Genomic DNA, 26,502 nt, shown 5'->3' on the forward strand with positions numbered 1-26,502 from the left:
ACCTATCACCTTAATTTATAGATATCGGCAAGCGTAGTATTTTTCAATGAATCCTTCATGGCCTTTTCTGCATCCTGCAGGCAGTTTATCACTTTTGATTTTAAATCGTCGACCTGCGGATTCTCAATAAAATAATCAAGCTGTGTTTTAAACAAAGGCGTTCCGTGCTCAATTGCCAAAAATACATCCAACAAGGTGATCTCCGAAATCGGCTTCGCCAAAAGGACCCCGCCTTTAGCCCCCTCCTTCGTTGTGGTAATACCCGCAGCATTAAGGCTCTTCAATATTTTTACCACTGTTGGAACGGGAGCCTTTAGACATTCGGCAATTACCTTGGCGGATACAAACTCAAACCGGAATTCCTCCATTTTTACATGGATAAGCAGGAGAATTGAAACCGCCTGTGAAAATGCTGTTGAGTATGCCATCTGTATTTCCCTCCGAACCACCGACAATGTCTTAATAAACTATATATCTCTTTTGTCTATTTGTCAACAGGCCTATTATAGTCATTAATTGAAAACAAGTTAAATCTACAGGCGTAAAATCCGTATATCAGAGATATTGCGCCTGTTTCTTGGATATTTTCTAAAGTTAACTGACCAAAGTCAACAAGTTAGATTTCTCCCAAATCCCTGTTTTCTTTTCCCCACTGAGACATGAGTCTTAATATAGGAATCAGCGTTTTCCCTCTTGCCGTCAGACTATACTCTACCTTTGGTGGAACTTGATTATATTGTTCTCGATGAATGATGTCGCAACTTTCCAGTTCTTTTAGCTGCTGGCTTAAAGTTTTATGTGCAATCGACGGCAGTTTACCCTTTAATTCACCATAACGTATTACTTTATGCTCAGAAATGATAAATAATATGACCCACTTCCATTTCCCACCTGCAACTGACAATGTATAAAGCATGGGGCAATCTTTTTCTGTAATATGCCCATCCGTTACCATAGCGCCATCACTCCTTACTTACTTTCCAGTTAGTATATAACAATAAAGTGCATACTTCACTTTTTCAAAACAATAATATACAATTCAAGCAGAGAAGTCAATCATCAATTAAGAAAAGCGGAGGAAAGGGTATGTGAACTATATTTTCTGTGCGGATAAGGCCATCTGTAAAGTCTCAATCTGTAATTTAATATTTTAAGAAAAGAGAGCTTGGAGGTTTCACTATGTCAATTCGGACAAAGAAGCGGTGTCTATTGATCGCGATGTTTCTTTCGCTTTTTATAGCACTGCTCGATATGAGTATTATTTCTGTTGCTTTGACCGCAATCCAAAGGAGTGTTAAAACGGATTTATCCGGGGTGCAATGGGTTACCGATGCTTATGTTCTGTGTTTATCCTGCCTTATGTTAACAGGCGGCGTACTTGGTGATCGATTTGGACGCAAACGTTTCTGGCTTATAGGCGTTGCTTTTTTTACAATCGGTTCGGCAATTTGTGGGTTTTCTTCCACAATAACAATGCTATTAATCGGGCGCGTCGTTCAGGGAATTTCCGCCGCATTATTGATGCCCGGCACGATGTCCATGATCGTTCAGGCGTATCCGGAGCCTAGGGAAAGAGCAAAAATCATCGGATGGTGGGGAATGTTTGGAAGCTTGGGCACAGCATTAGGGCCGGTGCTTGGCGGCGTTTTAATCAATTTTCTCGGCTGGCACAGCATTTTCTGGATCAACATCCCGCTCGGAATCATCACGCTTGTTTTGGGAGAGGCGTCCGCCAGCGAATCGTCCGACCCGGAGCAAACCTCTCTGGACCCTGCCGGGCAAATTTTTAGTATTGTCTGGATCGGTTCGCTGTCGTTTGCCTTAATCACGGGGCGAGGGTATGGCTGGCTATCCCCTGTCACCCTGATCAGTTTGGGGATCACGGTCATTGCGTTTCTCATTTTTGTCCGTGTGGAAATGAAGCAACCTAAGCCGATGCTCCCAATCAGGATGTTTTCTGATAAGAGTTTTGCCATACCGAACGCGGCCTCCTTTGTCATTGGGTTTGGGTCCTTCGCAGTCTCCCTTTACATCTCGCTGTATCTCCAACAGATTCACGGATATTCGGTTATGTCGGCGGGCTTGCGGCTATTACCTCTTTGCGCAGCTGAGACGATTGTCGCTGTATTTGCGGGACAATTGACGAGTAAGCTGGGACCGCGCATCCCTATGCTGATTGGATATTTTTCGATGGGCATTGGACTTTTAGGAATGTGCTTCTTTGAGGCGGATACCAATTATGCTCTTATCGCCGTTTTCACTGTGATAAACGGGTTGGGCATCGGATTTGCACTTCCTTCCACGACGGTGGCGCTTTTATCGTCGGTTCCTCGTGAACGTTCCGGGATGGCGTCGGCTACGATTAACGCGATGCGGCAAACAGGGGTTGCGCTCGGCGTTGCGGTGATTGGCTCTATCATATCGTCAGAAGCGTTAAATTCTCTGTCAAGCGCGCTTTCCCCTTATCACTTATCCTCATCAGAGAGCGCGAAAACAGCGCAAGCCATCTGGTCAAGCAACGGTTCCTCAGTTCCGACGGCAATACCTGCCAGCTTGGATTCCATTGAAAAGCTTTTTAGGTCTGCTTTTCTGTCGGGATACCATATGAGTACATTCGTGATTGGGCTTGTAACGGTTGCGATGGCGGTCGCTATTATTGGTTTAAAGCCAAAGGCGGAGAATGAATCATCATGATTGTACATCCGCTTTTCCGAACAGTCTTTCGCAATCAACTCAAAATAAAAATGCGTAAGAGAAATCAGCCTTTTGTCTTTAACAAGCCGTTGCTTTAGCGGTTAGAAATCCCCAAAATTTAAATTGCCAGACGGCGGTTTTTGATTTTATTACAAATCCACCGCTTTCTTTTTCAACTGGCGCCTTTGGAGCAGGAGACTCTTATGTTCCAGAAGCCGCTGCTTCCTATATGGGAGGAGTTGTTGCGCGGAAGATTTCAGTTATCTTCATTATCATTGTTCTCCGCCGATTGGTTATTCGATCGGACGACCGGCATAAAAATGTCGTCAACAATCTCCGTTATGGCTTCGTCAGATATGGGTTCCTGCATCGTGATCAGCTCGTACCGCAGTAAATCGAGCGGCAACGAAATAATTCGGGCCGACAATTTTTCAAAGCAGACTTCTCCTCGAATCTCCGCGTTTTTCAAAATCGCCGTCATAGCCACCATCAGTTTGCTCTCCGATCTCGGCTGGATGACCTGCGGCAAGGACGCAATTAAAGAGCCGCCCACAAGCGGTTCCGTCATAAGTCCTCTCATCGTCTGCGCGCCGATGGATTTCAGCGGTGCGGTAAGTCCCCGCAAATAGGTAACCACATCGTCGCGCAGGTTTCCGGTGTTCGGTATTTCATCCGTGATTTTCGGCACATATTTATGCAAGGCGGCAATCACAAGCTCCGACTTGTTGCCCCATCGGCGGTAAAGGACGGCCTTATTTGTCCCTGCCCTCGTTGCGACGCTTTCCATCGTCAGACGTGTATAGCCCGTTTCATAAAGTTCCTCGCAGGCGGCAAGCAGGATTGCATCTTCCAGAGCTTCCCCACGGCGGCGCATGCCTTTCTTTTGTCCGTCCATCTGTTATTTCCCTCCGACTCTCAGAAATAAATATACTTTTGTTGTAGAAATGCACATAAGAAACCTTTATAGTTTCTTGTTTCTATGTTGAGAATGACTATTGTATTCGAGTTGCATTTATTATATCATATTTATATAAGAAACGCAAAATGTTTCTTATATAATGTGAAGGGAGTTTTCTCATGAGTGCAACAAACGTAAAATCATCGCAGGATAAGCTCGACCCAATCGTACTCAGGGCGGCCATTATTCTGGTTGTCGGTGCCCTTGCTCCGCTTTTTGATTCGACGATGGTCAATGTGGCGATCAAAACAATAGCGGCTGATATGAAAGCAACCATTTCTACCGTGCAGTGGATCACAACCGGATACGTTCTGGCGATGGGGCTTACCGTTCCAATTTCGGGATGGGCCACCAAACGATTTGGATGTAAACGGTCCTACATGTTTTCATTGGCGGTCTTTCTGGTTGGTTCCGTGCTTGCCATGCTGTCATGGAACATCCAAAGCTTGATTGGCTTTGCGGTAATTCAGGGAGTCGGCGCGGGATTATTGATGCCGGTGCTAACAACAGAGCTCGTACAGCTTTCAGGAGGACATGGCCTCGGGCGGATCATGTCGATTGTCAGTATTCCCGCTCTGCTCGGGCCGATTCTGGGGCCGGTTTTGGGCGGAATAATCGTCAACGGCCTCGGCTGGCGAGCAATTTTCTTAGTGAATATCCCGATCTGTATTGTAGCGATCCCGCTGGCTGTCTGGGGAATCCCGGCCGACAAATTATTGGAGAAGAAAGCTTCTCTTGATATCATCGGTATGCTTCTGCTCTCTCCCGCGTTTGCCCTTCTAATTTACGGCATTGCTCAGATTGCCAAAAATGGGGGATTAAGCAGTAGTGCTGTCTATGTCCCTCTGATTATCGGTGTCGTTTTGATGGCGTTGTATGTCATTTATGCTTTAAACACGAAACGGGAACCGGTTTTGAATCTGAGACTGTTCAAATCCGTTAATTTTTCCGCGTCGAATATTTTGCTGATATTGACAGGCATTATTACAAACGGCGCTTTGCTGATTCTTCCGCTTTATTATCAAAATGTACGCGGTACAAGTGTTCTGTATACCGGGCTGTGGCTGCTTCCTCAGGGTATCGGTATGCTGCTGACCAGAAGTTGGGCGGCCAAGGTAGCCGACCGCGACGGTTCGCGTAATATTGTGTTGGTGAGTCTCGCCGCTATTGCGGTCGGCACAGTGCCGTTTGCTTTTGCGGGCGCGGACACAAATCTCATTCTTTTGGCCGCTGCTTTATTGGTTAGAGGAGCGGGACTTGGCGGTTTGCTGATTTCCATCATGACGTCCGCTTACATTGGACTTCAAAGGGAGCAGGTTCCTCACGCAAGCATCGCCACAAGAATCTTTCAGACCATTGGCGGAGCTTTCGGATCGGCGATTCTCGCGACCGTTGCCCAGCAGCAGATGACGGGCCACGCCGATTCCGATCTTCACGCGATTTCCCATGCGTTCAACATCTCTTTCTGGTGGGCCATCGGCTTTACTGTGGTAGCGGCGATTCCCACACTGCTTTTGACAATGCGTAAAAAACCAGAGCCGGAAGATGCCACTGCAAAAGACATCGCAGATGAATAAAGGAGGAGTAAAACTATGATGAAATCGGTCAAACAATTAGTCAGTACTGCCGTCATGAACGAGGCGTATCAGTACATGGCGAAGGATCCCATGAAAAATCTGCCCAAAATAATTGATTGGGCCGAAAAGATCAAAAAAGTCGATTATTATCAAAACACGCTGCAGATGTTCCGCGAAATCGCCCAAGACCCGGAAAATAACTGGAATCAGTTGATCCAACGGTATTTCAATGAGCTGAATCCAACCACACAAAAGAAGTTTCTGATTAATTTCATGGTCAACGCCGGTATGGTCGGGCAATCCGTCATTGACAAAAGCAAAGAAAAGTACGACTGCAATGTGCCGTGGGCCATTTTATTCGACCCGACCGCCGCCTGCAACCTGCACTGTACCGGATGTTGGGCGGCAGAGTACGGCAAGGGTATTTCACTTGATTATGCCACCATGCAGAAGATCATCCGGCAGGGCAAGGAGCTTGGCATTTACATGTACATCCTTTCGGGCGGCGAACCTACCGTCCGCAAGGATGAAATCCTCCGGCTCGCGGAGGAAAACGACGACTGCATGTTTCTTTCCTTCACCAACGCGACGCTGATCGACGATGCGTTTGCCTCGGAAGTGGAACGCCTCGGAAACTTCGCATTCGCCGTCAGCGTGGAGGGTTACGAGGAAGAAACAGATATGCGGCGCGGAAAAGGCACCTACCAAAAAGTGATGGATGCGATGGATATCCTTCAAAAGCACGGCATCATCTTCGGGTTCTCTACCTGCTACCACAGCAAAAATACGGAGGTCGTCGGAAGCGAGGAATGGGTGGATGACATGATCGCCAAAGGATGCAAATTCGGCTGGTACTTTACCTACATGCCGATTGGTAAGGATGCGGTGCCTGAGTTGATTGCCACGCCGGAACAGCGGGAATTCATGTACCATCAGGTGCGGAAATTCCGCGCGACCAAACCATGTTTCCTCATGGATTTCTGGAACGACGGCGAGTATGTCAAGGGCTGCATTGCTGGCGGCCGCAACTACTTACATATCAACGCGGGCGGCGATGTGGAACCCTGCGCGTTTATTCATTACTCCAATGTCAACATCAAGGACGTGGATTTGATCGATGCTCTGCGCTCTCCGCTGTTCATGGAATACAAGAAAAGCCAGCCTTTCAACGAGAACCACCTGCGTCCCTGCCCGATGTTTGACAACCCCGAAAAAATTCGGGAAATGGTCAACAAGTCGGGTGCCCATTCCACTCAGCTCGAAGATAGCGAAACGGTCGAGGAATTGACCGCCAAAACGATTCCGGCTGCCGAAAATTGGAAGCCCTTTGCGGATAAATTGTGGGCTTCTCCTCATGAATAATTTATAGTGATTGGTATGTGGCAAAACCTATAAGGAGAAGAAGGGGAGTAATTAGTATGGAAAAGAAATATGTCATCACAATCAGTCACCAGTTAGGATGCGGAGGAGCGTATATTGGGAATAAGCTATCTGAAAAGCTATCAATTCCCTTTATCGACCGTCAGATACTAAAAAGAGTTGCCGATACTCTTAATCTCCCGGAGGAAGATATTGAAGATCGAGAAGAAAAAGAATCCTCTTTCTGGGATGTCTTTTTCCGCGAAGGAGCTATTTCAGCCGAACCAATTTCCATGGTTACGCCGGATTTCATACTAAGCGATACGGAACTTTACGACTTGGAAACGCAATATATCGAAAATATAGCGGACGAAAAATCGTGCATCATTCTCGGACGCGGCGGCAATTACATTTTACGCAATCATCCTTGCCATCTCAGGGTATTCGTATGTGCGGACATGAAGGAGCGCATTCAAAGAGTATCCGGGCTTTACAAAGTCTCGGAATCCGATGCACGCAAAGTTATTGAAAAAAACGACAGAGAAAGGCAGGGATACATAAAGAGTTATACCGGCTGCGACATGCTGAATCTAAAGTATTATGATATTTGCATCAATACATCAGAAATCGGATTAGACAATTCCGTAACAATTATTCAAAACGCGTTAGAGCATAAATCTAGTACTCACTAAATGGTTTCCACGAAAATTGTAACGCTAGCTGACAAGAGAAAAGTAAATATTGTTAGCAAACCCGTCGAAAGACGGCGGCGCAAAGCCACGGGTCTACGGTTTTTAAACTATGACCGCCGAGTTGCAACAAAGAGGTCAAAACCCGCGAAGGTTTGACCTCTTTGTGTTTTTATAGCATCTAGCCAATTTGACCCAACGCAAAAGTTCATATCCTAAAATTGCGAGTAAAGCCGCCGTATTCTTTTTCAAAAACAAGATTACGGAGAGCGTAATAATTGTGCTCATTTTTATCGAGACTTTGGAACAGGAGGCTTTTATGTGCCTTAAGTCGTTGTTTCTATTATGGGAGGAACCGTTACCCTGCCGTAATGGTTTGGCTTAACTGACAGCCTAATCTTTTACAACTTCAAAAAAGTTTCAGAAATAATCGTGGGCGAATACTGCGCTCATTTTCAATCCAACACCTTGCGGGGGCCTCCCCGCACAGGTGCTTTTTTGTTTCTTCTCGCGGTATCGCATGACATGCCTTATCACTTCGAGCCAAAAGATGATTTAGCCCGTTGTCGTTCCCCGCCACCTCTGTTTCGATTTGCCAACCCCAAAAATCGAAATGGAGGAATATAAAATGGTCAAAATCAATCTGCGGAAATACTACCCCGATTTTTACAGCACCGACTGCATTATTGAAGTGCCGGACGAGGTTGCGGCGCTCCTGGGTTCTTCTGAACGGGCTGAAGCTGCCTATTATCTGCGGAGATACCGCCATAAGGCGTATTACTCTCTGGATCGCGGCGACGGAATCGAGCACGACATTCTGTTCGTGTCCCTGTCCCCCTGCGAGATCTATGAGCGCAAAGTGACGGTTGAGCAGCTCCATGCCGCTATCGCCGCCTTGCCGGACAAGCAGGCCAAACGCATCTATGCTCACTACTTCTTGGGGATGAGCAAAAGCGCCATTGCCAAGGCCGAGGGCGTCAGTAAGGCTGTGGTCGGTGACGCTATCGACCGGGGACTTGAAAACATGGAAAAGTTTTTGAAAAAGTCCCTCTAAGCTCACTTACTTTTGCCCCAAAAATGAAAAGGCTTATGAGGGAGTTGTTTTTATTCCTCACTGAACCTTGAAAATTTCATAAGGGACAAGCCGGATACATACCGCAAGCAGCGGCATACAGGGAGCCGGACGGCGGGTGCGCCACGATCTTTTCTTGCGCGGGAGAGGGTGATTGGATTTCAGCGTAACGGAAAGGGAGCGAAAAACACCAGCGCCGCAGGCAGAGCAGCGTCTTTTGGACGCAGGGCGGCTCTGCGGCAATCATCTGTATGTAATGAAACTTCCGTTCAGTCACAGTCCGAGCGTGATAAAACCGTCGCAGGCAATGAGAACGGCCCGCCATCAGAATGGGGGGAGGTGCAATCCCTATGGTAACAGGTACGCCGCCTGTTCGTCCGGAATGTCTGTAAACATAAAAAGCAAATCAAAACAAAGGGACAGCCGCGCCGAAACTCGCCAGCCGTATGGCTGCTTTAACCTGAAATCGGCGCGGCTGTCATCTTTTATATGGGTATGGTTTGGAATGGAGGTGCCTCTTTATGGAACAAGCCACACCATGCGGAAAAGCAAATACCTCTTACAAGGAGATCAAGATCGGGAATACGCTGTATCGCGTGACCAGCGTTTTTTCCGGAGAAAAGGACCTGGGGCATACGCTGGAGCAGCTCGCCGTCCGGCGCGCCATGACAGAGCTTACACCGCCCCGCGTCCCTTCTGTTTCTTAACAATAAAACCCTCTCGGCCAGCCGCATCCTTGCGCGGCGAAAGCTCCCGCGTTATCCTGATGATGTCCGAGAGCCATAAAACCGCACGGGGTATGATGCTAAGATAATCGGGAGGTAAAAGATAGATGATCGCAAAAACATACAACGTGGGCATCTACTGCCGACTGTCCAACGACGATGAGCGTGACGGCGAATCCGCCAGCATTGAAAATCAAAAGCTGCTGCTTCAACGGTATGTCCGGGAGCGCGGCTGGAATGAAATCGACGTATATACCGACGACGGATACACCGGAACGAATTTCGACCGTCCCGGTGTCCAGCGTCTGATTGAGGATGCCAAAGCGAAGCGCATCAACGTGATTTTGGTCAAGGACCTGTCGCGTTTCGGCAGAAACTACATTGAATTCGGGCAATATACGGATTACCTTTTTCCTTCCATTGGGTGCCGCTTCATTGCGCTGAACAACGGCATCGACACGGAGAGCACCAACGGCAGCACCGATGTCATGTGTTTTTTGAACTTATTTAACGAGTTCTACAGCCGGGATACCAGCAAAAAGGTCAAGGCCGTGAAGAAAGCGTGCGCGGAGGACGGAAAATTTCTTGGAACCTATCCCGCCTACGGCTACAAGCGTGACCCTACGGATAAACACCACCTCGTAATCGATGAGGAAACCGCGCCGGTTGTGCGCCGGATCTTCGCCATGCGCTGTCAGGGCATGGGCTTTTGGTCCATTGCCGTCGCGCTCAACGAGGATGGGATTCAGCCGCCCGGAGTGCTGTACTATCAGCGCAAGGGGCGAAGCGACCCGCGTAAAGTCAACCATCAGTGGGCCAATACCACCGTTCAGGTTATCCTCCGAAATGAGGTTTACATTGGTAATATGGTACAGGGCAAGCATGGGACGCTCTCCTATAAATCCCGCAAGCTCGTAACCAAGCCGGAGGATGAATGGATACGGGTGGAAAACACTCACGAAGCAATCATTCCCCGCGGTGTGTGGGACACGGTTGTCAGCATCGACCAAAAGAAGGTGCGGAAATCTCCCGCCGCCGCAGGCCGAAAAAGCATCTTTACTGGCCTTGTCTACTGTGCCGACTGCGGCTTCAAAATGCGGTCCCACAATGAGACGCGCAAGTACAGCGACGGCCATACGCAGGTATTTCACTCCTTCATCTGCGGAAATTACAGCCGCAGCGGGAAAACCGCCTGCACCGTCCACATGATTTATGAGGATGCGTTAAACAGTCTTGTGTTGGCGGATATCCGGGAAAAAGCACAGTACGCGGAGTACGACCGGGACCGGCTCATCGCGCAGATCACCCGTCTGAAGGATAAGGAAACCCGTAGCCGCCTGTCCTCTTATGAACAGGAGCTGAAAACGGCAACCGTCCGCGTTTCGGAGCTGGAAAAGCTGATGCAGAATCTCTATGAGGACAAATGCAAGGGCATTATTCCGCAGACCGTATTTCAGACCCTGATGCAGAAATATGAATCCGAGCGCGCGGAAAAAGCCGCCGCCATCCCAGAATTGGAGCAAAAGGTCCGGGCGCAGCGTGGAAACAGGCAGGACGCTGACCGCTGGACGGATATCATCCGGCGCTATACGGAAATCACGGAGCTGGATGAAACCATCCTGTTTGAGCTGGTGGACCGCATTGAGGTGGGCGAAACTCAAAAGCAGGGCGATCTTCGCGTCTGCGACGTTAAGGTGCATTACCGCTACGTCGGGAATGTGGACGAGGCGCTGACGCAGGAAAAGAGGGAGCGTTATGAAAAAGCTATATAAGGTCGGCATCTACTGCCGCCTGAGCGTGGACGACGCTTCCAATTCCGCAAAGGCGAAAAGCTACATCCCCGCCGACGAATCCGCCAGTATTGAAAATCAGCGGGAAATCCTCTCCAAGTTTGTGATGCTGAACGGATGGACGGAGGTAAAAACCTACGCCGACGACGGTTACAGCGGCTGCAACTTCCAGCGCCCCGGTTTTCTGGAAATGCTGGAGGACGCCCGGAAAGGCGCTATCAATTTGATCCTCGTCAAAGATTTGTCCCGGCTGGGGCGCGACTTTGTAGAGGTGGGCCGATACACGGACGTTGTGTTTCCCTCCATCGGGTGCCGCTTTGTTTCCGTGCTGGACTGTCTGGACACGGAGGGCGACAACACCGATATGCTCCACTTCCGCAGTTTGATGAACGACTACCATTTGAAGGATTTAAGCAACAAAATCAAGTCCGTGCGGTACGCCAAAATGAAAAGCGGGCAGTTCCTTTCCGCTTATGCCCCTTACGGCTACCGCAAAAGCGAGGACGATAAGCACAAGCTGGTGATCGACGAATATTCCGCCACCGTAGTGCGCAGGGCTTTTTCCATGCGGATGGGCGGCGTGGCCTACGGCAAGATTGCCGCCGCTTTCAATCAGGACGGCATCCTCTCTCCGCGCGGTTATTGGCACAGCCTGTACGGAACCGGCGAATGCCGTTACTCTCAGATATGGACCTACGCAACCGTAAAAAATCTTCTGAACAGCGAGGTCTACCTTGGAAACCTGCTTATGAATTATACCGGCTCCCGTTCTTATAAGGACGGCACGATGATTTATAAGCCGGAATCCGAGTGGATACGGTGCGAGGCAACTCATGAAGCAATCGTTATCCCGGAAGAATGGGAGGCCGTACAGGAAATCAATCAGGCTGCGAAGCGCCGCGTTGAGAACAACCGAAAGCCGACCCGGAGTCTTTTCTCCGGCAAGCTGGTCTGTGCCGATTGCAAAGGTCCCCTTGGCGCGAGTACAGAGACACACCGCCGTAAAAATGGCACCGTAAAACGCTATGTTTCCTACTGCTGTGAGAGATACATCCAGTCGGGCCGGAGCGTTTGTTCCTGGCACCGGATATACGAAATGACGCTGGCGCGGATTGTGATGGCTGAAATCAAAGCGGACGCCGAGGCCGTCACTCTGGATGAGGCCGGTGCGGTGGAGAAGCTCAAACGCCGGATGGCGCAGCATGATGAGCAGCGCATGGCGAACACCCATCAGGAAATCGGCAAACTGCGCCGCCGCTTGCAGGAGCTAGAGAGTATGACCGCAAAGCTCTATGAGGACAAGGTTAGCGGAGCGGTCAACAAAAGCACCTTTTCGGTGCTGATAACGAAAAGCGAACAGGAGCGCCTTGTCAAAGCGGAACGCCTTGACGTGCTTCTGTCCGAAGTCAAAAAATCCGATCAGGATGCTGCCGACATTCAGAATTGGGCGGCAATGATACGTAAATATCTGAACTTACAGGAACTTGACCGGGAAACCATCGACGAGCTGATAGACCACATCGAAATCGGTGAACGCACCGTTGTTGACGGAAAGCGCAGGCAGGATGTTAAAGTGTTCTATCGTTTTGTCGGGCAGGTCAACCGGGAACTTGATATGCAATGAAAATAGGCCGTCTTACAGGTTTTGAGTGTTTTTTAGCACGACGTTCCCGGATAATGTATGTTCTTCTACGAAATAGCGGTTGGTCGCTCTTGTTGTTATCCGAACAGATGTGAACTCAGCGGTATTCCGATTACCGTAACGATCAGGTAAGCGAGCATCATCATGACGGCTGAATACCGAATAATCGAACGGGTCGTGATCCACTGCCGGTTGCCATAGATGATTGCGGCGGTAGGAGAACCCGAGGGAAGCATGAAGTCAAGTAGATTTAGAAAGATCATGGAGGGCATAATAACCAGAATGTCAACACCGATCTGCTTCCCAAAGTTATAGGCGATGGGGATAAAAATCACCGCAACTACTGGATTGCTGAGAAAGTTGGTAGCGATCAGCACCAGAAGCAGCATGGAGGCCTGAAAAGCAAATGGTGTCATTCCTGAGAACACCACGGACAGCTTACTAATAAGAAATTTGCTGATCCCTGTTTCTGAACTGGTAAGGGCTGTGGAAATGCACAGTGCCGTACTGAACATAAACAACATGCCCCATATGAGCCCCTTGGATGCAATGGCGTCGATTGGAAAAATTTGCTTTCCGTCCTTCCTAAACACAAGGCATGCCCCGACTACGCAGGCAACGATTCCCGTATTACCGATCGCTTTGAGCAATTGACTCAACATCAAATCTGGAAAAAGATTCGGAAAGGAGAGCAGAACAATGATTAGAAGCATGGCTCCCAGAGCCAGCTTCTGCTCGAAAGAAAAAGACTCCGTGCCGCTTTGTACCTTATAGTTTTCCAGTGGCGACACCGATGGACGTGCGATCAGACGCATAAATCCGTAAAATCCCAGCAACATCAGGACGGAAAAAGTGCCAGAGTAGATCATATACGGAAGATACGCCACTGTTTTGGTCGGGTCAACCGCCTCCAGTATGGCATACATTCCAATGGGCGTGATTTGGAACGGAAAAAAACACATGCCTATGGTAGACGCGATGGCAACCCCGAACAACATGAGAGAGGGCCATTCGTCCTGCGGCTTGAAGCCTACCTCATGCGAAATCTGATACACAATATTCCAGCAGATCAGCATAATTGGGAGACCACCCACCGCCATCGCGGGCACATAGGCGGAGAGCAGCACCAGCAGTGTAATGAGCCATGGCTTCCCCTCCGCTCTTTTCGATGAAATGATTCTAAGCGCAATGGCTTTTGCCACTCCCGTTTGATTCATAATCCCGCTCAGCAGCAGCAAGAAAAAGACGAAGAGCACCGTATCGTTGCTCACTGCCAGCGCAAATGCCTGCTTGACGGTGGTGTAACCACTGCAGCCAAGCAGCACCAGTGCCGCGATGCTTGGCCAAACCATATCTACAGTACTCCAGCCGTATATCGCGCCCAGAACGATGCCCAGAATTTTCATCCCCATGGGGGTGATCGGGTTCGGCGCCGGAAGGTATCCAAGAAAGAGCATTAGGCCCATGGTGATTACACTGTTCAATAAGTAGCCGTTCTTGTTGTTTTTCATAAGTTCATCTTACCTCTTGTCCGCTGCCAGAAAATTCGCTTCGGCAACGAGTGCTGTCCCTGCAAAAGAAACCGGATCGCTTAATATGCTTTGCTTTCTTGCGCTTCGAATTTCTTTATAGCATAGCCCACGGCGACGATTGCAATCACGCCTACTATCAGCTCCATTACGCCCACAAAGCCGTACTTCCAACGGTAGATATCCATTCCTCCGTTGAAGGCCTCCGCGATCGGGTTAACAACATAAGGCGTAATGAATTGAGCAAGATGGATAGCGGCGACAAACAGTCCTGTTGTCATCACATAGAAATTGGGGTTTGTGGACTTCGTGCACAAGTAAGTTCCCTGCGCTACGCAAATATTGTTGCCAAGGCCGATAAAGAAGGCCCCGATCAGGCAGACGTCGATGCTGGGTGCGACGCTGAGAAGGCCAAAGCCCACTGCTAAACAGATTGCGCCAACCCCCAGCGTACCTTTCTTAAAGATCTTGACGAGCCACGCGAGAACAAAGCCCGCTACGATTGATCCGAGAGACACCATAGAAGAGACCAGGCCGGATTTAGCTGCTCCTCCAAGACCCGTGGATTTCATATAAAGTGCAATGTTCAGGCCGATGGAGTTGAAGAATACCATGTATAGAAAAGCAAAGGACAGGGCCGTGATGAGCAACATGTTCGGCTTGAATTTTTCAGTAACTTCACCGCTCTTTTTGATTTTGGCCACCGGCTTATCCTCAGGCAGCAGGATCAAGACCAGTACAATAACCAGAACGCCAATGAGATACATGTAAAACACCGCGGTCCAGGTAATCTCCGCCAGCCAACCCGCGATAATGGTTGCTAAAAACGAGCCGATCGCTGCCACGCTTTCCTTGACTCCGATAAACTTGTTGGCCTTATCGGGCTTTACATAGGTGGCGATGATGGAAACGGCGCAGGGAGAGGCCATGCCAAGACCAAGGCCCATAAACAGGCGCAGCGTTAAGATGGCATTAAAGTTGTCGATAAACAAAAGAGGGCCAAACCCGCCAATGGTGATGATAGCAGAGGAAATGAGCGCGAGCTTCTTTCTCGATATATACTGGCTCAAAGGCCCAGCGAGCAGTGCGCCAATCAAGGTGGGCAGCGCGACACCGCTGATCAGCTGCTGGATGGTTGTGATTGAGAGATTTGGGAAAGCTTCACTGATCAGAGAAAGCGCGGGCTGGATAAACTGTTTCCCTTGCTGGAGTACAGCAAGCAGACAGCCGCATACTACCGCCCGTGTTGTAATATTTTTGGTACTTGTTTCCACAAATATGTCCTCCTCATTATGTTTTATGTGGTGAGTGAGAGCTATTTTAGGTGCAGATGCATTCTAACACATTTGTTAAATTTTGAACAATATCATTTTCATATGACACTATTCCAAATTGTTGTTGCAAATATAAAAAAGTTTTGATTAAATATAGGTAGGTGCAAAATATGTTTTGACCATATGCAATGGTCACACGCATGAAAGAAGGGTTGAAAAATAACTCTACAGCAAATGAAATACATGGTTTCGGTTGCAAACTGCCACAGCTTTTCCCAAGCGTCCCGAGAGTGCTTTGTGGCGCAGACTGCTATTAGTAAACAAATTGCAAATCTAGAAAACGAGTTGAATTGCAAGCTGTTCGTTCGCGGCCAACACAGTGTTGAGCTGACTAAACAGGGAGAAATTTTTCTCAACTACGCCTCTGAAGTGCTCCATATGTGCGACAATGCCGTCCGGGACATCCATATGTCGCAGATCATGGGAAAGAAAAAAATGAGGATCGGTTACAGGGGTCATATTGAAAGGCGTCTGCTGACCGACATCGCGGTAAATTACACGGAGCTTCATCCCGATATCTTCATGACCTACCAATACGTCGGCCTTGAACGGATCCTGCCGTCGCTGCTGTCTCATGAGCAGGACATCATTTTTGCGCCCTATGAGCATGTTCAGGGGGTGCCTCACATCTCAAGCTACCATTTGCTTGATTGCCCCATCAATCTCGCGGTCAGTCTTTCGAACCCTGCCGCGAAACTTGACATGATTACACGCGACGTACTAAAAAATATGAATTTTATATCGCTGGACGTCACCGCCTCTCCGGGCCTCTGCTCCAAAGCGGAAAGGCAGTGGGCACAGCTGGGCTTTCGGCCAAACATTACCTACCATGCCTCCGAAATGGAGTCTGCGCTGCTGATGGCGGAATCCAACGCAGGAGTTATGTTGCTGCCGAAATTGCTTGACGCGTTTGAGCCAAGAAAGCTGAAATATGTGCCCATTGAAGGCTTTGGGTCTTTTGAGAGCCTGTGCATCGCCTGGCTCAGCTCCAATACGGAAGTGGAAACCAATCGATTCATTCAGTTTGTCAAGAAGTGGTTCAAGCAGTATGACTCTTCTGATGCGTGATTCCTTTTTGGCATAGCCGGATAACTTTTTCATGTTTGCCAATCTCGGAAGGTTTGTTACAATAATAACAATGGCGGTGAGAGGCTGTTGAGTGTAATATCTGTTACGGAGGCAACTATGAAAGCATATAAACATCTGTTTAAGCCTATTCGCGTGGGAAGGCTCACATATAAAAACCGTATTCTTCTGTCGCCCCAGAATCCGCACATTTCTCCGAACGGCGACATGATGAGCACTGAATTTATTGAATTTTACAGGAAGTTTGCTCAGGGTGGCGCAGCGCAGATCACCATCGGCTGTACGCCGGTCAACCGCGACCCGCTGGACGCGGTGCGCGGCGGATTCATGCTGCGTCTCGGTTCTGATTCGTCGCACATCGCTCTTGCCCGCTTTGCAGACATGGCCCACATGTACGGCTGCAAGGCCGCCGTCGAAGTATTCGCCGTTGCCAAAGGCGAGATCAAGGCTTATTCCGATCGAGGAGATAAGGGCAAGAATGCCGTAGAGATTATGCCCTCCGACATGAGCGTTAACGAAATTGAAAGGATTGCGGAGGACTTCGCGACAGCCGCCGAGCGCTGTGTAAAGGCTGGCGTGGACACCATTGTCTATCACGGCGCGCACGGTCAAATTTCCGCGGCCTTCTTTTCCAAAGCTTTTAACGACCGTGATGACGAGTTTGGCACGCAGACGCTGGAAAACAGAGCGCGCTTTACCGATCTGGTTCTGGATGCGATTCGCGCAAAGGTTGGAAACAGACTAAACATCGAATACCGCATCAGCTTGGAAGATATGGTTCCGAATTCCCCGACGTTTGACGAGCTGGTGTGGTTCGTCCGGCACATTCAGGACAGGATCGACGTGATCCATGTGTCAAAGGGTCTGCATAACGTCCATCGTCTGGCTCCGTATATGTTTCAGCCTCTGTATTTTGAGCATGGTATCAATCTCGACAACGCCGCGAAACTCAAGGCGCAAGTGGATATCCCTGTCTGTGCGGTCGGCTCCGTTACCATCGACCAAGCAGAGGAGGCCATCGCCTCAGGCAAGCTTGATTTCGTGGCCATGGCACGCGGACTCTATGCCGATCCCGATTTGCCCCGCAAGGCAATGACGGGCCAGGCTGACCGCATCCGCCCCTGTGTGAGATGCAACCAGTGTATCAACAACACGCACACCTACCTTCTCCCCACATGCTGTTCCGTCAATGCCGAAAACGCTCGGGAGGTCATCTTCTCGCAGATACCCGCACCCGCGGGCAGGCGAAAGGTTGCCGTGGTCGGCGGAGGCCCCGGCGGAATGGAGGCGGCTCGAGTGGCAGCTAAACGCGGTCATGAGGTCACTCTTTACGAAAAGGCCGACCATCTTGGCGGTGCGTTCGAAATCGCCTCCATGGCCAGCTTCAAGAGAGATAACCGCAGCTACATCGACTGGTCCTCCCGCGACATTCTGTCCACTCCCGGCATACGGGTCCTGTTAAACACTGAGGCCACGGCTGAAATTTTGAAAGCTGGCGGCTATGACGTGGTTATCGTGGCCAACGGCAGCAATCCGATTTATCCATCCGCCCTGAGGGATAAACAGAATGTCTGCTGGGTCGGTGACGTTGAGCTTGGACACGTTTCCCTGGGCGACAGGGTCGTCATTGCGGGAGCTGGCCTGTCCGGCTGCGAAACAGCCTGGCTGCTTGCAGAGGAAGGCAAGAAGGTCTCGATCATTGATATGCAGCCGCGCAGTCTAATCGGCGCCGGCGGTAGCACGATGAACATGTCGGCACTGATGGAAAAGTTGGACGAGCTTCATGTGGAGCTTCTTTGCGAGACTAAGCTGGAGGATGTGCAGGACGACGGTATTGTGGTCAGCACAAAAGCCGGCTCCCGTAAGCTTTTATGCGACAATGTGGTTCTCGCGCTCGGACTGGTACCTGACACAGCGCTCGGCGAACAGCTCTACCGTGAGCTTGATTGCCAGGTTGTCATGGTCGGAGACTGCATGACGCGTATGGGCACACTGAAAAACGCCGTCAGCACCGGGCATATGGCCGGGTATAACATTTTTTAATATAGAACCTGAAAGAGCTGCTGCAAAGCAGATTACTGTAAAAAAGGTCGAGGCAGCCACACAAAAAAGTGTAAGCTGCCTCGGCTTTTTGCATAAAATATAGCTGTTAAGCAAATTATAATGCCTTGCGTGGCATGGCACATTACACGTCAATTCTGCAATGCTTTCTGATCCTAACAGGTCCGGCACGCTCCTGTGTGGAGGTTTCCGCACTTCCGAAAGGTGCGCTGATTGGAATAGAATTGGTGGCTGAAATCAGGCAATTTATAGATGAAAAGCGGAAGCAGTGAACAGAACCGTGAAAAATGGACATTGAAAGAAAAAGCCTCTAGTCGTAGGATATAACTACGATTGGAGGTTTTCTCATGTCAGGAAGAAAAGGAATGCAAAGGTATAGTGAAGAAACGAAAGAAACCGTTATCAAGGCTTATCAAACAGGGACAAGTGTGTGTGAATTGAGCCGGCAATATGGAATTAGCCGTTATTCGATACAGAGTTGGTGTGGGCTGCGTAAAGAAGTAGAACTTCGCCATGAAGCTCCGTTACCGAAAGGCCGTCCCAACACGAAACCGGAAACACAAGAAAAGACTATTAAGCGCCTGAAAATGGAAAACGAACTGCTACGGAATTTTCTGTCAGCCGTTGGAAGGAAGTGAAGCCAAGATTGAAATATCAAATCATTCACACATTTGTGAAGAAATATCCTGTGTCGGACATGTGCCGTTTTTTTGAGGTCTCCCGTAGCGGATATTATGCCTTCCTTGATCGCAAAGGTTGTCCGGACAAGGACCAGCCACTGGCGGAACTCATCCAGGAGTGTCAGTCTAAAAGAGGGAAAATTCACGGCTATCGCTATGTCCATCTTTGGCTGGCCCGCCAAAAGCATCTACAATACAATCCGAAGACCGTGCTGCGGGTCATGCGTAAATATGATTTGCTCAGTGAGATCCGCAGAAAAAAGTACCATCCATGTGGTGAACAGTTGCATCGCTATGCCAATTTGCTGAACCGAAATTTTAAAGCTGAACATCCGAATTCCAAATGGGTAACTGACATTTCCTACATACCTACCCAGCAGGGATTTCTGTATCTTTCGGTGATTCGAGACCTGTTTGACAACAGTATTGTAGCCTACAAAACCAGTCGACAGCAGACAATCGCGCTTGTTCTGGACACCATCCGCTCCGCCATGGAAAAAGAATCGGTCGCCGGGGAGTTGCACCTCCACAGCGACCAAGGGTTTCAATACACCTCTCAAGCATATTTTAACCTGACTAAAGAATATGGCATTACGCCTTCCATGTCAAGGCGTGGTAACCCCTACGACAATGCTATGGCGGAAAATTTCTTTTCAATTTTCAAGACAGAGTGCATCTACCGACAGACGATTCAGACATTTGATCAGGCTGAAGTTTTGATTGACGACTATATCCATTTCTACAACTTTGAACGTTTGCAACTAAAATACAGGCTGACACCATTTGAAAAACGATGTCAACCTGCGTAATTTTAAGATATTCTACGATATGCTTTTCTTTTACCTGTCTATTTCCCGCGGGGCAGTTCAGCAGTTCCGCTTTTCAAGAAATAAGGGCCTGATTCGATGTACTTATTAAAGAATCCGGTAAAAGATTTTTGATAACGTCTTTATCATTTTCATTTAGTTAACCTAAGAACATTACATTGGCTTAAAATGGTTTTGCTCACATCTGCAGGGCGCTGGCTTACAGCAAGTATTGATACTCAGGCTGGAATATAAATCCATAGGTTTTATCTTCTGATTTGCTTTCCAATCTGGAAATAAATCTGGTCAATTTTCCTACCCAGTACCTTTAATAGGTGCGTTGTTTTTTCCAATGCCATTGCGTGTATCATCGTTCAATGCCAAGCAGATGGTGCACATAAAAGCAGATCAACTCTACGAAGCGTTGGTTGTGAAATGCTCCACCAGACGGTATGGTATGTATAAGGAGATGACATTTATGATATTTACATCTATTGATTTACAAAGCTGGCCTCGCAGACAAGTATTTTACTATTTTTCTAAAATGGCACCCACAGGATATTCTATGACGGTCAAGTTGGATGTTACAGCGTTGTGGAAGACGACCCACCAGAAAGGGGTGAAATTTTTCCCAGCCTATCTTTGGCTCGTCACAAAAAATCTGAACCGGCAAGTAGAATTCAAAGTTGCAGAGAAAGATGGCGTTCTCGGATACTACAATGAATTGACGCCACTGTATGCATCATTTCATGAGGATGATCACACTTTTTCCTTGATGTGGGTACCATACAGTGAGCAATTTTCTGATTTCAACCGTCAGTATTTAGAAAATCAGCGTCTATACCGAGATCATCACGGCGTTCTTGCAGTGCCACATACACCACCCGACAATGCGTATACAGTCTCTTGTGTGCCGTGGATCGGTTTTGAACATTTCGCGGTCCACAGTTACGAGAATAAGCTTTACTATTTTCCTTCTGTGGAGGCGGGAAAAGTGATTGAGCGCGATGGGCGTTTCTGGATGCCGCTCTCATTGACATGCCATCATGCGACAACAGACGGCTGGCATATCAGCCGATTCTTAGAGGATTTGAAATCGGATATGGTCCATTTTGAATGCTATTTATGATGATGGCAGAGAACTGGCTCCAGGATAATTTTCAGCGGGAGAAGGGGTTTACAATGCATAGGCTGGGTTCCCCTGTGTACTTTTTCATATTGATTGGAGGAAAGACAATATGACTTATATTACCGGTGAGACAATCAAAAAGCTACGAGAGAAAAAGAAACTCACACAAAGAGAATTGGCAGAGAAACTGATCGTATCTGACAAAACGATTTCGAAGTGGGAAACAAACAAGGGGCTTCCGGATATCAGCATCTTATCAGAACTGGCAGATGCTCTGTCTGTTTCTGTTCTGGAATTATTGAGCGGCGATATTGCGAAAAACAGCAACATCTCCGCAAACATGAAAAAAAGCAAATTCTATGTCTGCCCTGTCTGCAGCAATGTGATTCATTCGATGGGCGAAGGTGCCTTTACCTGCTGCGGTATTCGCTTGCCGGTTCTTGGAGCAGAAACACCGGATGCAGAACATAAGATTTGCATCCAATATATCGAAAATGAATTGTTTGTGCATTTGGATCACCCGATGAATAAGGGGCACTATATTTCCTTTATCGCGCTTATCACAGATAGTCACATTCAAATGGGAAAACTCTATCCAGAGCAAACGCCGGAGATACGCTTCCGCAGAGCCGGACACGGAAAAATTCTTGTGTTCTGTAACAGGCATGGTCTATTCTCTGAAACGGTGTAAGAAAGTCGTTTTGAAGAGTTATCCCCCCCTTTTTTGCAAAATGGCTCCTTGTGGCTATGAATAGAAAATGAAGCATCCGAAGGATGCGCTGCCGTACAAGCATTGTGCGTGAAAAGGGGCTTGGAGCTTGTTTTCAACAAGCAAACGGAGCCTGTGTTATGACACAGGCATTGCTTGCCGGTTAGTAGAATTTCCTTGGCATAGTGACTCTCTGCTTTGCGGTTCACTGCTTGGATTTCCGATCGTTGGCAATCGAAGTTTGCGTCTCATGAAAAAATTGAGCAATATTCAGCAATGGACTTGAAACCTGCGCACGAATGTATTATAATCATTGCTGAGCAATATTCAGCAATCGGAGGATGGATACGATGGCAAGAAAAGCAGCTACGGACGGCGGGAAGTACAATGACATTGTCAGCGCGGCATATGAATGCTTCTTTGAGAAGGGTTATGACGGCACTTCGGTGCGCTCCATTATGACCCGAGCAGGTGGCGAGATTGGTCTATTTTATTATTATTTTGACAGCAAAGATGATGCGTTCGACCGCGTCCTTGATCGATTCTTTGCCCACTATGAAGCGGACTTTGCCTCGATTGTGGCCCACGGCCGCCGAAACCCTTGCCGGGTCATGCAGGACTTTTTTGAGTACATGGAACGCGAGACGGCAAAGTTTCGCGCAGAATATGCTGCAAAGCTCCATCGAACCGTGCGCTGGGCCATCCGGGAGCACACGCTGGAGATCATTGAGCCGTATCTTTTGCAGGTGGTAGAAATTCAGAGCGGCTATTATCGAATCGCTCCGGCGATTGCGCCCCAGGCTGCAGCCATGTATCTGACCCATGGTGTGGGCAGCTCTATTTTGCATGAAGATACCAACGGATATGTTGCGCGAAGGGGAGATTTCAAGCGGGGAATCAGTTTGCTCATGGGGATGCCCATGGACGAGCAGGAGCTGCGCATCCCTTACCCGGCGACCCTTGATGATATTCCCGGATGGATGGCGCTGGTACATGAAGTCAAAGAAGAGTTCCCCGGACTTAAAGAAGCGGACTACGAAAAGCGGCTTGCAGAATACATTCAGCGCAACGAGGCGTGGGTGATTCGATACAATGGGGAGATCGCAGCTTCGCTGCTCTTTTCCAAAGCGCGGCGGGAACTCGACTTTCTGGCGGTCGCGCCGAAGTACCGGCGCAGAGGTCTTGCAGAAAAGCTTGTGGAAACAGCGGCCGCTCAGTTTCCTGTGGGAACGCAGCTTACCGTTACGACTTACCGTCAAGGAGATGTCCAAGGCAAAGTCGCACGGATGTTTTATGAAGCGCTTGGCTTTGCCCCCAGGGAGGAAGTGACTGTGTTTGACTATCCGTGTCAGAAGTTGGGGTTGACTGTGCCGGACGGCACGCCAGCAAGAAAAATGTAAATTGAGAACAGCGAACGGAAAGATGGAGGTTTCTTGCCATGATACTTGCGTTTCGAACCGCTCTGCGCGTGAATGGAAACCGCTATTATGCGCCTATACCGCTAAATATGTGGGAAAGAACCGGCTTGAAGGGCAACATTCCTTCAAGCGTATGCATACAGGAAAATTCCTTTGAATGCAAATTGGTGCCAAAGGGCGGCGGATTTTACTGGATTCCGGTCGGAAAAGTGATCGCGAGCGCGCTGCCGCAGGAAAAAGAATTTGATGTCACGTTGGAGCTGATTCCTTCCCTGTCAAGGATTAACCATAACAGCCCGTATTCCAGGGAGAATCCAGTTCGAAAAATCGACAGAATACAAACAATTCCAATTCAACCGGGGTTCTGCGGACATTGTTGCGTGGCCATGCTGGCCGGGGTCGGACTGGCGGATGTAGTATCTCTCATGGGGAAAAGCCATGCTTCATGGTCGAAAATTTTAGAGGCACTGGATTACTACGGAATTGCTTATGCGGAAAAGGCTGTATACCCTCGAAAAGAAGCAGTCCGGTTTCCACAATGCTGTATTGTGTACAATGATAGCAGTTTCTTGCTTTGGTACAAAGGAGCATTTTGCGGAGCAACCGACATAGACCTGAGCAAAACGACCTGTTACCTTGAAATTGTGCTGCCGTAAATTGTACAGCCGTTACATCCGGATTTGAGAAATTACCCATAGCTTATACTGCAAGCCATGTGCGCTGGCAAATGAGGAGGAACTTGCTATGTATCATCCGCGGTTAAAAGGAAGTCACTATGAAATGGGGCTTCGTTATGGAGAAATTTTACGAAAAGGCGGACAGGACTTTTCTTTCGTGCTTCAGCTGAGTCCAGGACAGCGAAGCTTTGGGATTGCATGTCTTTCCGTCTGTGAAACAGTTGTGCCGGAGTTGTGCCGGGAAATCAAAGGATTGGCCGATGGCCTTGGGGTCTACTATGAGGATCTGTCCGTATGGCTGCTGACTATGTATGGTCATGACGATGTTCACGGCTGCACCTGCTTCTGCTATACGGATTCCGGCAATACGTTTCTGGCTCGCAACAGCGATATGTTTCCTGAACTGAAAGACACCTGCGAGAGCATCCTCTACCGCCCGGACAAGGGCTACATCTTTTTAGGGCACAGCACATCATTCATTCAGATGGAAGATGGGATCAATGAGCATGGTCTTGCAGCAGGAATCAACTTTTTGATGTCGAAAACATATAAGCCGGGACTCAATACCGGTATGATCGTCCGTCATGTGCTGGAAAGCTGCCGCAATGTAAAAGAGGCCGTCGATCGGATCGGCGCTCTCCCCATCGCGACGACACAGAACATTATCCTTGCTGACCGAGACGGCGATATGGCTGTGGTAGAATCCAGCCCGCAGAAGATTGCCGTCCGCAGACCGCAACGCGGAGACGCGTGGCTTGTTTCTGCCAATCATTTTGTAAGCGAGACCATGCAGGCCGAGCACGCAAACCCGGAAGAAAACTGGTATCGCTCCTGCGACCGATATACAACTGTTCAAACGGCACTTGCATCTCCAGCAGTAAAAAAGGATACGGTATGGGCGCAGAATCTTTTAAGCGGCAAAATGGGGTTTATCTGTCAATACGAGAAAGAGATGAATTTTGATACTCTTTGGTCCGCCTTGTACAATGTGAGCGCGCTTAAGGTATTTTGCGCGGAGGGCAATCCGTCCAAGACGAGATTCAAAGAAGATACGAGACTTGCATGGGGGATTTCAAAAGCAGACTGCACCCCTTCTCACTTGTGACGCATTTTCTCGCGTTCAGCCTGGCTGGATAAAGCAAATATAAGCTACCTTTTGCGCTAGACAAAGGCTTGAGAAAATTGAGGTTGAGCGCTCAGGAGCGCCGGAGGCCTCTTTTGCAATATGTCCGAATGGAGATCGGAGAATAATACATGAACACTTCTGTATCTACGCTGACAATATTATTTGAAGCACCGTTTTGGATTGGCCTTTATGAGCGAGAGTGCGGCGGCCGTTATGACGCCTGCAAAATCACATTTGGAGCCGAGCCAAAGGACTACGAGGTCTATGACTTTTTGCTGAAGAATTGGAGCTCGCTTAAGTTCAGTCCATCCGTTGAAGTTGAGGCCGCGGCCGACAAGCGTGTAAATCCTAAGCGCATGAGACGGCTTATTGCAAAGCAAATCGATAATATGGGGATCGGTACCAAGGCACAGCAAGCGCTTAAGCTTCAGCAAGAGCAAGGGAAGACAGAGCACAAATCCCGCAGCCGTGAGCAGCGAGAGGAAGAGAAGCAACGACAATTTGAATTGCGAGAAGAAAAGCGCAAAGAAAAGCATAAAGGGCACTGAATTTTCGAAATCACGCGCAGCCGTGGCCTGACGACGCTTCTTACATGCGAACGGTATCATCGGAAAGTGTACAAGGAGGGGCCGGGCAGCTTTACGCTCCTGCACCGGAGAATTGGAAAGATCTGTTTGAGAAAGACCTGTTGGATGCCTATTCAGTGACGCCCGATCACTACGAGGATTTCGGAGACGGATTTTTTCAGGTTTATGTGATGATGGAAAACTTGTTCCCTATGTGACAGTCAACTCCCGCACTGACTGGTATCATGGATAACGGAAAGGAACCATAATGAAAAACGTACTGCCCCTTGTTGCTACATTTCTGATTGTCGCTTCGCTGACCGCCTGCGGCAGCGCGCAGCCGGAAATATCGTCAGCGCCATCCGTTTTACAAGCAACCTCCAGCTCGGCAGTTACTCCGGCGGTCTCCAACTCGGCCGCTCCCGCATCATCGGCAGCATCTGAATACGCCTGCTCTGTATCCAATTCTCCAGCGTCTGAGTACACTCCCACAGGCGACTCAAAAAAAGATGCGGCGGCCGCACTAATTTCGGTATTGGAAAGCATCCAGCTGAAGACGACCTGCGGCACGACCGACAGCCATATGATTGCTGTTCGTTCGGCGGCAGCGCTGCTGAATTGGGGCGTCGGCACCGAAATGGCAGAAGAAGAAATTCGAAGTACGGTAATTGACTGGATGGCGGCAAAAGGATACGGCGAATCGGTCGATATATGTAATAAACTTGCACTGGTCGATGAAGCCTACATGGAGCTTCTTGGCGATCATGCGAAAGAGTTGCTGGACTCCGCTGGTTGTGAGAACGCCGCTTACCCCTGGAGCGATCAGCCGGTCGACACCATTGAGGCCGTCATGACCGCCGCGGGGCTGCGGTGAC

At 48.8% G+C, this 26,502-nt stretch carries 25 protein-coding genes and 1 riboswitch; of the genes, 20 read left to right on the forward strand and 5 right to left on the reverse strand.

Going from position 1 to position 26,502, the window contains the following annotated elements; translation table 11 throughout:
* Positions 1 to 5: 5 nt before the first annotated feature.
* Together J5W02_RS03550 and J5W02_RS03555 are read right to left on the reverse strand one after the other, a co-directional pair.
* A complete protein-coding gene (locus tag J5W02_RS03550; RefSeq protein ID WP_219964258.1) occupies positions 6 to 428 on the reverse strand; it encodes an RrF2 family transcriptional regulator in 423 nt (140 codons plus the stop codon).
* A gap of 188 nt (positions 429 to 616) precedes the next feature.
* A complete protein-coding gene (locus J5W02_RS03555; protein ID WP_219964259.1) occupies positions 617 to 955 on the reverse strand; it encodes a winged helix-turn-helix transcriptional regulator in 339 nt (112 codons plus the stop codon).
* Positions 956 to 1,179: 224 nt separating this feature from the next.
* Between J5W02_RS03555 and J5W02_RS03560 the strand changes: the two genes are divergently transcribed.
* Complete coding sequence (locus J5W02_RS03560) at positions 1,180 to 2,694, forward strand: MFS transporter (protein ID WP_219964260.1); 1,515 nt, start codon at positions 1,180 to 1,182, stop codon at positions 2,692 to 2,694.
* 256 nt (positions 2,695 to 2,950) lie between these two features.
* On the opposite strand, the gene J5W02_RS03565 is transcribed toward J5W02_RS03560, so the two are convergent.
* Complete coding sequence (locus J5W02_RS03565; RefSeq protein WP_219964261.1) at positions 2,951 to 3,589, reverse strand: TetR/AcrR family transcriptional regulator; 639 nt, start codon at positions 3,587 to 3,589, stop codon at positions 2,951 to 2,953.
* Positions 3,590 to 3,771: 182 nt separating this feature from the next.
* Here J5W02_RS03565 and J5W02_RS03570 point away from each other — a divergent pair, with 182 nt between their 5' ends.
* The 7 genes from J5W02_RS03570 (at position 3,772) to J5W02_RS03600 (ending at position 12,488) form a co-directional block, all read left to right on the forward strand.
* The gene (locus J5W02_RS03570) at positions 3,772 to 5,229 is read left to right on the forward strand and encodes an MDR family MFS transporter (protein WP_219964262.1); all 1,458 of its coding nucleotides are present in this window, start codon (positions 3,772 to 3,774) and stop codon (positions 5,227 to 5,229) included.
* A gap of 15 nt (positions 5,230 to 5,244) precedes the next feature.
* Entirely contained in the window at positions 5,245 to 6,591 is a 1,347-nt protein-coding gene (locus J5W02_RS03575) for a radical SAM protein (protein WP_330659655.1), read from the forward strand.
* A gap of 56 nt (positions 6,592 to 6,647) precedes the next feature.
* Complete coding sequence (locus J5W02_RS03580; RefSeq protein WP_219964263.1) at positions 6,648 to 7,280, forward strand: cytidylate kinase-like family protein; 633 nt, start codon at positions 6,648 to 6,650, stop codon at positions 7,278 to 7,280.
* 44 nt (positions 7,281 to 7,324) lie between these two features.
* Positions 7,325 to 7,409, forward strand: a riboswitch (cyclic di-GMP riboswitch).
* A gap of 496 nt (positions 7,410 to 7,905) precedes the next feature.
* Positions 7,906 to 8,331: a sigma factor-like helix-turn-helix DNA-binding protein gene (locus J5W02_RS03585; RefSeq protein ID WP_219964264.1), complete on the forward strand. Its 426-nt coding sequence runs from the start codon at positions 7,906 to 7,908 to the stop codon at positions 8,329 to 8,331.
* A 539-nt stretch (positions 8,332 to 8,870) separates the two neighbouring features.
* Entirely contained in the window at positions 8,871 to 9,056 is a 186-nt protein-coding gene (locus J5W02_RS03590; protein ID WP_219964265.1) for a hypothetical protein, read from the forward strand.
* A gap of 125 nt (positions 9,057 to 9,181) precedes the next feature.
* A complete protein-coding gene (locus tag J5W02_RS03595; RefSeq protein ID WP_219964266.1) occupies positions 9,182 to 10,846 on the forward strand; it encodes a recombinase family protein in 1,665 nt (554 codons plus the stop codon).
* Positions 10,830 to 12,488: a recombinase family protein gene (locus tag J5W02_RS03600; protein WP_219964267.1), complete on the forward strand. Its 1,659-nt coding sequence runs from the start codon at positions 10,830 to 10,832 to the stop codon at positions 12,486 to 12,488. Before J5W02_RS03595 ends, J5W02_RS03600 begins: the two co-directional genes overlap by 17 nt.
* A 95-nt stretch (positions 12,489 to 12,583) precedes the next feature.
* On the opposite strand, the gene J5W02_RS03605 is transcribed toward J5W02_RS03600, so the two are convergent.
* Both J5W02_RS03605 and J5W02_RS03610 read right to left on the reverse strand, forming a co-directional pair.
* The gene (locus tag J5W02_RS03605; protein ID WP_219964268.1) at positions 12,584 to 14,017 is read right to left on the reverse strand and encodes an SLC13 family permease; all 1,434 of its coding nucleotides are present in this window, start codon (positions 14,015 to 14,017) and stop codon (positions 12,584 to 12,586) included.
* A gap of 80 nt (positions 14,018 to 14,097) precedes the next feature.
* Positions 14,098 to 15,309: an MFS transporter gene (locus tag J5W02_RS03610; RefSeq protein ID WP_219964269.1), complete on the reverse strand. Its 1,212-nt coding sequence runs from the start codon at positions 15,307 to 15,309 to the stop codon at positions 14,098 to 14,100.
* A 234-nt stretch (positions 15,310 to 15,543) separates the two neighbouring features.
* Between J5W02_RS03610 and J5W02_RS03615 the strand changes: the two genes are divergently transcribed.
* The 12 genes from J5W02_RS03615 to J5W02_RS03670 all read left to right on the forward strand — a co-directional run bounded on the left by J5W02_RS03615 (position 15,544) and on the right by J5W02_RS03670 (position 26,501).
* Positions 15,544 to 16,437, forward strand: coding sequence for a LysR family transcriptional regulator (locus tag J5W02_RS03615; RefSeq protein WP_219964270.1), 894 nt, complete (start codon positions 15,544 to 15,546; stop codon positions 16,435 to 16,437).
* A 117-nt stretch (positions 16,438 to 16,554) separates the two neighbouring features.
* A complete protein-coding gene (locus J5W02_RS03620) occupies positions 16,555 to 18,498 on the forward strand; it encodes an oxidoreductase (protein WP_219964271.1) in 1,944 nt (647 codons plus the stop codon).
* Between the two features lie 365 nt (positions 18,499 to 18,863).
* Complete coding sequence (locus J5W02_RS03625) at positions 18,864 to 19,154, forward strand: transposase (protein WP_219964272.1); 291 nt, start codon at positions 18,864 to 18,866, stop codon at positions 19,152 to 19,154.
* Positions 19,151 to 20,005, forward strand: coding sequence for an IS3 family transposase (locus J5W02_RS03630; protein WP_219964273.1), 855 nt, complete (start codon positions 19,151 to 19,153; stop codon positions 20,003 to 20,005). The genes J5W02_RS03625 and J5W02_RS03630 overlap by 4 nt, the downstream gene beginning before the upstream one ends.
* Before the next feature lie 475 nt (positions 20,006 to 20,480).
* Positions 20,481 to 21,131: a CatA-like O-acetyltransferase gene (locus tag J5W02_RS03635; protein WP_219964274.1), complete on the forward strand. Its 651-nt coding sequence runs from the start codon at positions 20,481 to 20,483 to the stop codon at positions 21,129 to 21,131.
* Between the two features lie 109 nt (positions 21,132 to 21,240).
* Positions 21,241 to 21,822 carry a helix-turn-helix domain-containing protein gene (locus J5W02_RS03640; RefSeq protein WP_219964275.1) on the forward strand — a complete coding sequence of 194 codons (582 nt, stop codon included), beginning with the start codon at positions 21,241 to 21,243 and terminating at the stop codon, positions 21,820 to 21,822.
* Between the two features lie 368 nt (positions 21,823 to 22,190).
* Positions 22,191 to 23,240, forward strand: coding sequence for a GNAT family N-acetyltransferase (locus tag J5W02_RS03645; protein WP_219964276.1), 1,050 nt, complete (start codon positions 22,191 to 22,193; stop codon positions 23,238 to 23,240).
* A gap of 38 nt (positions 23,241 to 23,278) precedes the next feature.
* Positions 23,279 to 23,914: a DUF1905 domain-containing protein gene (locus tag J5W02_RS03650; RefSeq protein ID WP_219964277.1), complete on the forward strand. Its 636-nt coding sequence runs from the start codon at positions 23,279 to 23,281 to the stop codon at positions 23,912 to 23,914.
* Positions 23,915 to 24,002: 88 nt separating this feature from the next.
* A complete protein-coding gene (locus J5W02_RS03655) occupies positions 24,003 to 25,040 on the forward strand; it encodes a C45 family autoproteolytic acyltransferase/hydolase (protein WP_219964278.1) in 1,038 nt (345 codons plus the stop codon).
* Positions 25,041 to 25,189: 149 nt separating this feature from the next.
* On the forward strand, positions 25,190 to 25,609 hold the full coding sequence (locus tag J5W02_RS03660) for a YjdF family protein (protein ID WP_219964279.1): 420 nt from the start codon (positions 25,190 to 25,192) through the stop codon (positions 25,607 to 25,609).
* Positions 25,610 to 25,653: 44 nt separating this feature from the next.
* Positions 25,654 to 25,845 (forward strand): hypothetical protein, encoded by a 192-nt coding sequence (locus J5W02_RS03665; protein ID WP_219964280.1) that lies wholly within the window; start codon positions 25,654 to 25,656, stop codon positions 25,843 to 25,845.
* Positions 25,846 to 25,895: 50 nt separating this feature from the next.
* Positions 25,896 to 26,501 carry a hypothetical protein gene (locus J5W02_RS03670; RefSeq protein ID WP_219964281.1) on the forward strand — a complete coding sequence of 202 codons (606 nt, stop codon included), beginning with the start codon at positions 25,896 to 25,898 and terminating at the stop codon, positions 26,499 to 26,501.
* Position 26,502 lies beyond the last annotated feature (1 nt).

Source organism: Caproiciproducens faecalis (assembly GCF_019448085.1).
Taxonomy (GTDB): domain Bacteria; phylum Bacillota; class Clostridia; order Oscillospirales; family Acutalibacteraceae; genus Caproiciproducens; species Caproiciproducens faecalis.

Excerpts from the sequence above, each read along its gene's own strand:
- J5W02_RS03550 (WP_219964258.1), bottom strand. The coding sequence starts at position 428 with ATGGCATACTCAACAGCATTTTCACAGGCGGTTTCAATTCTCCTGCTT.
- J5W02_RS03555 (WP_219964259.1), bottom strand. The coding sequence starts at position 955 with ATGGTAACGGATGGGCATATTACAGAAAAAGATTGCCCCATGCTTTAT.
- J5W02_RS03560 (WP_219964260.1), top strand. The coding sequence starts at position 1,180 with ATGTCAATTCGGACAAAGAAGCGGTGTCTATTGATCGCGATGTTTCTT.
- J5W02_RS03565 (WP_219964261.1), bottom strand. The coding sequence starts at position 3,589 with ATGGACGGACAAAAGAAAGGCATGCGCCGCCGTGGGGAAGCTCTGGAA.
- J5W02_RS03570 (WP_219964262.1), top strand. The coding sequence starts at position 3,772 with ATGAGTGCAACAAACGTAAAATCATCGCAGGATAAGCTCGACCCAATC.
- J5W02_RS03575 (WP_330659655.1), top strand. The coding sequence starts at position 5,245 with ATGATGAAATCGGTCAAACAATTAGTCAGTACTGCCGTCATGAACGAG.
- J5W02_RS03580 (WP_219964263.1), top strand. The coding sequence starts at position 6,648 with ATGGAAAAGAAATATGTCATCACAATCAGTCACCAGTTAGGATGCGGA.
- J5W02_RS03585 (WP_219964264.1), top strand. The coding sequence starts at position 7,906 with ATGGTCAAAATCAATCTGCGGAAATACTACCCCGATTTTTACAGCACC.
- J5W02_RS03590 (WP_219964265.1), top strand. The coding sequence starts at position 8,871 with ATGGAACAAGCCACACCATGCGGAAAAGCAAATACCTCTTACAAGGAG.
- J5W02_RS03595 (WP_219964266.1), top strand. The coding sequence starts at position 9,182 with ATGATCGCAAAAACATACAACGTGGGCATCTACTGCCGACTGTCCAAC.
- J5W02_RS03600 (WP_219964267.1), top strand. The coding sequence starts at position 10,830 with ATGAAAAAGCTATATAAGGTCGGCATCTACTGCCGCCTGAGCGTGGAC.
- J5W02_RS03605 (WP_219964268.1), bottom strand. The coding sequence starts at position 14,017 with ATGAAAAACAACAAGAACGGCTACTTATTGAACAGTGTAATCACCATG.
- J5W02_RS03615 (WP_219964270.1), top strand. The coding sequence starts at position 15,544 with ATGAAATACATGGTTTCGGTTGCAAACTGCCACAGCTTTTCCCAAGCG.
- J5W02_RS03620 (WP_219964271.1), top strand. The coding sequence starts at position 16,555 with ATGAAAGCATATAAACATCTGTTTAAGCCTATTCGCGTGGGAAGGCTC.
- J5W02_RS03625 (WP_219964272.1), top strand. The coding sequence starts at position 18,864 with ATGTCAGGAAGAAAAGGAATGCAAAGGTATAGTGAAGAAACGAAAGAA.
- J5W02_RS03635 (WP_219964274.1), top strand. The coding sequence starts at position 20,481 with ATGATATTTACATCTATTGATTTACAAAGCTGGCCTCGCAGACAAGTA.
- J5W02_RS03640 (WP_219964275.1), top strand. The coding sequence starts at position 21,241 with ATGACTTATATTACCGGTGAGACAATCAAAAAGCTACGAGAGAAAAAG.
- J5W02_RS03645 (WP_219964276.1), top strand. The coding sequence starts at position 22,191 with ATGGCAAGAAAAGCAGCTACGGACGGCGGGAAGTACAATGACATTGTC.
- J5W02_RS03650 (WP_219964277.1), top strand. The coding sequence starts at position 23,279 with ATGATACTTGCGTTTCGAACCGCTCTGCGCGTGAATGGAAACCGCTAT.
- J5W02_RS03655 (WP_219964278.1), top strand. The coding sequence starts at position 24,003 with ATGTATCATCCGCGGTTAAAAGGAAGTCACTATGAAATGGGGCTTCGT.
- J5W02_RS03660 (WP_219964279.1), top strand. The coding sequence starts at position 25,190 with ATGAACACTTCTGTATCTACGCTGACAATATTATTTGAAGCACCGTTT.
- J5W02_RS03665 (WP_219964280.1), top strand. The coding sequence starts at position 25,654 with ATGCGAACGGTATCATCGGAAAGTGTACAAGGAGGGGCCGGGCAGCTT.
- J5W02_RS03670 (WP_219964281.1), top strand. The coding sequence starts at position 25,896 with ATGAAAAACGTACTGCCCCTTGTTGCTACATTTCTGATTGTCGCTTCG.